This is a genomic window from Hafnia alvei, assembly GCF_900095695.1.
In the GTDB taxonomy this organism is placed as follows: domain Bacteria; phylum Pseudomonadota; class Gammaproteobacteria; order Enterobacterales; family Enterobacteriaceae; genus Hafnia; species Hafnia alvei_B.
Genome location: NZ_FMIQ01000016.1, coordinates 1 through 5,556, shown reverse-complemented (window position 1 = coordinate 5,556; position 5,556 = coordinate 1). Strand labels below are relative to the sequence as shown.

The following is a 5,556-nucleotide window of genomic DNA, read 5'->3' as shown; positions in this document are numbered from 1 at the left end:
CCGAATGCTTCTGCATATAAGAATAATCCCTACTCCGGAGGAGGTGGGGCGGCTACTTGTTGCGGCAGTATAAGTGGGAAAACAGCGGAAGTGATCTGGATATTAAGTACCACGCGTGCTCAGTACGATGCTGGTCTTCGTAAAGAAACTCGTCGCGTAGTTATGCCACTGCCAGAAAGAAAGTGGGGGGAGAATGATTTGCATGTCCATTTTTTACCCGGAGATAAAGTGTTGCTGGGCTGGAGCGATAATGCTTGGTCGCCCTATGAAAAGCGCACTGATACGACAGGTAAGTCTGTATGGTCACGTTATTCAGGGACAGGTTAGTACAGATAACCCCGTGGGTATCGGCATCCACGGCAAGGTGCAGTTTTCGCCAGACGCGGCGCTTTTCCTTACCGTATTATTCACCTTACACTCGCCTTCACCGAAAACTTTTAATCCGGTGGAGTCGACAACAAGATAGGCAATCTCGCCGCGCGTGGGGTTCTTGATGGGTTTAAAAGATGAAAAGACAAATTTTGATAGTATCATTATTATTTAGTGTCACATTTTTTGCTGGATGCAAAGAAAAAAACCAATTTCACAATATTTTATTATCAGCGACTTTGACATCCAGTTGTTTGATGATGAACCAGAGGATGAATATGAAGATTTTATCGGTCAGATGAAAAAAAATAGTGAAAATATTTATTTTCAACTCCAGCAGGATAAATCATTGACTTGGCACACTATAGGGGATGAGGTTTCACTCAATCCAGACAAGGATGGGTATTATAACGCGGAGGTGAGCCCGTTTAGATTGAATAATAGCAATTCAAATAAGCCTCAGCTTATTTTTGATAAAAGCAGTGCCTGTATCCGAGAGTGTGCTATTACCTTGACACTGAAACCAGTGACTGAAGATGGCAATGAAATTCAGAAAATAAAAGCGACATCTACGCTGTTGACCACACAGAGGAATCTGGAACGTTTGGCCCAGATCGATGCAATTGCACGATACCCTCTGAAAGATTTTAATGGAAAACAAGTCGATATTGGCTGGTCAGAAATATCTCCCCATATCTTGAAGCTCAATTTCCAGGACACACTGACAGAAATACAACCTGATAATGATGACAACATTAAAATGTATTTATCTTGGCTTGATTTGCCGTATCAGTCGGAAAATATCCAAGCGTATCACTATAAAAGCAGGCGTCCTTTTAATGGGGCAGTTATCGTGATAAAAAACAGTGATCCAGTAACTGACCTTAAAATGCTCGTTAAAAAAATGGATGCAACTATTTTTGATGGAGGGAATGGGGCAATTTTTCATTCGGATACGATGTCGCTCACAGGGCTATATTATTATTATGATACAGTCAGTCGAATCCTATACCTTGCCATTTTACCAAGTAATTACAACGGTGTTACTGAATACTTTACCCAAGATTACATGGTTATTCGTACTTTGAATCCAGATAATATTGGTGTTCTTGCTCAGGAAAGTGATCTTATATTAAATAAAGATGAATTTGAGAGGAAGTTTAATTCACCTCTGCATTCTTATATCGACAAAGAAAAATTGACAAGTGCTGTGACAGAAAGAATAAACAATGCCATTGCCTCACCTGACTTTTTTTTTCGATATCCAGAAAAAAATTCAATTAAAAGCAATTGGATTGATTTAAGCTATTTATCTGATTTCTTTAGAGTTAGTTCGATGCAGTTATCTGCGAGATTATATAAATCGACAGTGGAAGAATTACAGAACAACTTGAAAGAAGAATATCCACAAGGACGCGCTTATCTGGATTTTTTTATTAACGATTCGCCGCCAGTTTTTTATTTTTTAGGAAAAACAAATACCGAGCTGACGTTGCAGTATACATTTAAGTCAAAAAATATTGCCAATAATGATCTGATGATGCAGGTGATTATTACACAATTATTACGTCAAATTTCACCATTACAGCTGAATCCTATTAACCCAGTCCGTATGAGTCACTTCCTGAAATATAAGATAAATAAGGATGATGTGTGGGGTGGATATGATACTACAGAAAATGAAGAGTTTATAAGTTTCAATGGCCTGTTATTACGCTCAGATACAGGTGAGGTGATTATCCGTAATTCACCAGAAAACCATACTGTATACACGACAGAAAGTGGCCTGATTCAGGCACGTGATGCCAATTTAAAACATGAAAGCGATAAACTGAAGCTCTATACTAAAAAGGGAGAATTTCTTGTTAGTGGAGAGCGCTTTGAATTTAATAAGGCAGAAAATACGGTTATCGTGTCAAGGTGCTGCGGAACTGGGGTTTTTGATTTAAATACCCGGAAATGGTTGATTGAGCCGAAACTTGCCTTGATATCGAATTATAACGGTTTTTATATTGCCAGAGTACATTTCCGGCAACCTACCACTGAAATTATATTCAATCATCAAGGGGGGGTTATAGGTTACGGTCGCTCGATTATCACGTCAAAAAGAAGTCGGCAGATTCTTATTTTTGACAATACGATAGATAGTGGTCGATGGGTTAATGATGATGGTACAGCATCAGAACAGCCTGTGGTAACAGAAAAAATAATGTTACCTCAGGGGGTACTCTATATGATTTCTATAGAAGACCGCATTATGCTGATAAATGAGCAAACAGATGTCATTATTCCTGCAAGTGATTATAGTAAGTATAAAAAAGAAAAAAATAGCCTGTGGCTTTGGTCTGTCAGAGAAAATAAATGGCTAGAAATTGATGTGGGTCTGAAACTAAAAAGTATATATAGGTAAATAATTTAGGCCGTTACCACAAACATTATGGCCTAAATGAATTTGACGAGTTTATTGAGGTCCTATTTTATCAGTATTCGATTTAATCAGTGATGGCTTTTTTGGTAGTGACGCAAATCTAGTTATAGTGGTTGATTTAGATACCAACCAATGATCTTATCGAGAATTTTGTCTGACTTTGAGAAGCAAATGGTCTTGCGGGTAAGCCGCTTAAGGTGGGTTCGTAAGTTCAGATTACGTCGCTCTGCCCACTAAGTGTATTTCTTGCTGATAACATGACTGGTTGAGGACAATAAAGCTCGGTATACCGGCCATGCATCGGTCATGTAGAAGACGATAGTAAACTGGCTCAGCAAAACCAGAGGTCGCTTTAATGTCAGAGCATTTCGCAGGCCAATTACATGAGCGATGGCGCGCTTTCGGATGCGGTTATAGGCATAAAACAGCCAGCGCTGATTGCCTTTACTGCAGACATATGACCACTCTTCATCGACTTCACAGCAAATAACGACTTCTGCGCCTGGCTCAACGTTTTGCGCTACTTGATGCGGTACAAGTTTTTCAGATGACGGAGAGAACGGTGTTTAGACTTATCTGTAGTACGCTTGCGGTATCGTGGTATCCAGAGCCATTCATCGCCATATCACAATGGCTTGATAGGTTTCGGGGTTCGCCGTTGTAGCTGTAGTGAAGCTGAAAGGTCTTCAGGCAGTGCTTACAGCGATAGAGCTGCGCCCCCGAACTAGAATAGCCGTTTTGGACGATCCCCTGAGCTTCAGAACAACGGGGACAAACCATATCAATCTTTGCCATCAATCATCCAAAGGGTAAAGAGTACAACAACACTAAGTTTACGTTACGACTCTAGTTTACCAGGTTCGCCTTATGGTCAACCAACGGCAAACAAAAAAATGATTATGAAAAACATGAAGATTACATAGTTGAGGAAAAGCAAAGTAAGACAACTTTGCACGCAAGCTCTGCAGCGATGGAAAAATTCATTGAAGATAATTATCCAGAGGTTTTATGAAAAAATTTATTTTCTTTCTATTGGTCCCAGGCATTTGCTTTGCTCGTGATCCACGATTTATTTAAATCCACTTGTGGAGGTGTGAACTATAACATTGAATCATATTGCCATAAAAATAACCTCAGGGACGACCAAGATAAGTTGGACATGCCAGTCTGTGATAAGCAGATTCTTAACATTAATGGCAAAACACAAGAACTATCAAATCTAACAGGAGCCATTGAACGTTTGAATCAAGACGGTGACAAAACTAAGATGATGAATTTTGTCTTTTACGGTGCCTCATGTAAAAAGGATAGGGTTATTTTGTCAGGGGCTGGTGGATGCAATTCATGCGGTGAGATGTTTAAAACATTTAATCTCTCTGGGCAGGTAATAAAAGAAAAATCTGGTTCATTAGATTTAGAATCCATGCAGGACATCATCCCAAATCTTTATTGATAATTGAAGCTAATGCTGAGTTAATGCTGGCTATATTTATAGGGTATACCGTAATCACAGCAAAGATTGACTATTCCTTAATAAAGGGTAATGTCTCCAACTAGTTGAAACTGGTGTACATTGCGTTTTTTTTGAGATTTGCTTATGTCCCGTGTTCATGGTTAGGATTTTCAATCATTCATTATTAACATTATAAGGCCAATGTTATGCGTGCGAAGAATCATTCCCTTTCATAAAAAACGATAAAGTTGCTTCAATGATTGACGACTGATTGGAAAATGCTCACTTCGGGTGTAAGTCCAAAATTAAGGCAGATCTTCTCTACGCCGCTAATAACCATCGCTTCTTTTCTAACTGCTGATGGCGTTGAGCTAGTAATACCTCGGCTCGTGAACCGACTTCCGCACTCGAAAATACCATCCGATCACCGCATAACACGCACTGATACAGCTGTAGCAAATGTATTTGGCGTGTGTGCAATGGGGAGATGCGCAGCAGTACCGGCGCCCCCCATTGCAGGGGTACCACAGGCGAGCATACGCTCGACGACCAATTGAGTCCATTCAGGGATGGCGTCACTGTATTTAGTGAGTAGTTTGCCCCAGCCATCATCAATATGAAAGAGGAGTTTTTCGGATCTAGGGATATACATGCACGGGATTATAACGAGCTAGGACAACTGAAAAAAGCACCGTTGTAACAGAGTATTAGTTCCCGCCGTAGGCGGACTATTGTTCAAAATCGGGGGTAATACGCAAAGCCGATAAACAATGATCTTATGTCCGGTGTAAAGGCAATCCCCTGTGGTTGTTCTACGCTGATGACCGCATCCGCAAACGTGCTCTCACACACGTATTCGGCCCAAGAAGTGCCTCGCCCCTACAATAAGTTAAGCAAGTTTAATCTTGCCTTCTCTATGACAGATATCTGGCCGGTTTATAAGATACTGTTAAGTGCAGCAAGTCATGTGGTGAGCAAAAAAAATACCTAACGGCTGATAGAACGACATACTCTAAATCTTCACATACATATCAAACTAATGACCCGCAGAACAATTAGCCTTTCGACATCAGAGGAAATGCACGGCAAAATTATCGATTGGTCTCTTACTCTTCATCACCATCAGTAAATCTGCGTCACGACCTCATTTTCGACAAAAAAGAAGGAAGATGCTGAAGCTCAGCCCTTTATGGGCTGAGCTTTTATGCCGTTATGTTTTTACCTTCCCACCTGCAAATATTATCAGCGTACTACAGTATTTTCTCACCGAAATTATTTGTGTGATGTGCGAACTCGTAAGGCGTTA

General features: G+C 40.3%; 2 protein-coding genes and 5 pseudogenes. 4 read left to right on the top strand and 3 right to left on the bottom strand.

Annotated elements, in window-relative coordinates; translation table 11 throughout:
- Positions 1-327 (top strand): annotated as a pseudogene (locus BN1044_RS23705) (DUF3304 domain-containing protein); the annotation flags it as partial.
- On the opposite strand, the pseudogene BN1044_RS05775 reads toward BN1044_RS23705, so the two are convergent.
- Positions 302-492, bottom strand: a pseudogene (locus BN1044_RS05775) (transposase); the annotation flags it as partial. The pseudogenes BN1044_RS23705 and BN1044_RS05775 sit on opposite strands and share 26 nt — an antisense overlap.
- 70 nt (positions 493-562) lie before the next feature.
- Between BN1044_RS05775 and BN1044_RS05770 the strand changes: the two are divergent.
- A complete protein-coding gene (locus BN1044_RS05770) occupies positions 563-2,779 on the top strand; it encodes a hypothetical protein (RefSeq protein WP_072307913.1) in 2,217 nt (738 codons plus the stop codon).
- Between the two features lie 118 nt (positions 2,780-2,897).
- On the opposite strand, the pseudogene BN1044_RS23075 reads toward BN1044_RS05770, so the two are convergent.
- Positions 2,898-3,592: pseudogene (locus BN1044_RS23075) on the bottom strand (IS1 family transposase).
- Between the two features lie 298 nt (positions 3,593-3,890).
- Here BN1044_RS23075 and BN1044_RS05755 point away from each other — a divergent pair.
- The gene (locus BN1044_RS05755) at positions 3,891-4,250 is read left to right on the top strand and encodes a hypothetical protein (RefSeq protein ID WP_247650286.1); all 360 of its coding nucleotides are present in this window, start codon (positions 3,891-3,893) and stop codon (positions 4,248-4,250) included.
- 434 nt (positions 4,251-4,684) lie between these two features.
- Here BN1044_RS05755 and BN1044_RS24295 read toward each other — a convergent pair.
- Positions 4,685-4,902 (bottom strand): annotated as a pseudogene (locus tag BN1044_RS24295) (transposase zinc-binding domain-containing protein); the annotation flags it as partial.
- A gap of 122 nt (positions 4,903-5,024) precedes the next feature.
- Here BN1044_RS24295 and BN1044_RS23835 point away from each other — a divergent pair.
- A pseudogene (locus tag BN1044_RS23835) lies at positions 5,025-5,379 on the top strand (IS1 family transposase); the annotation flags it as partial.
- Positions 5,380-5,556 lie beyond the last annotated feature (177 nt).

Coding starts and splice junctions, on each gene's coding strand:
- BN1044_RS05770 (WP_072307913.1), top strand. CDS start 563: ATGCAAAGAAAAAAACCAATTTCACAATATTTTATTATCAGCGACTTT.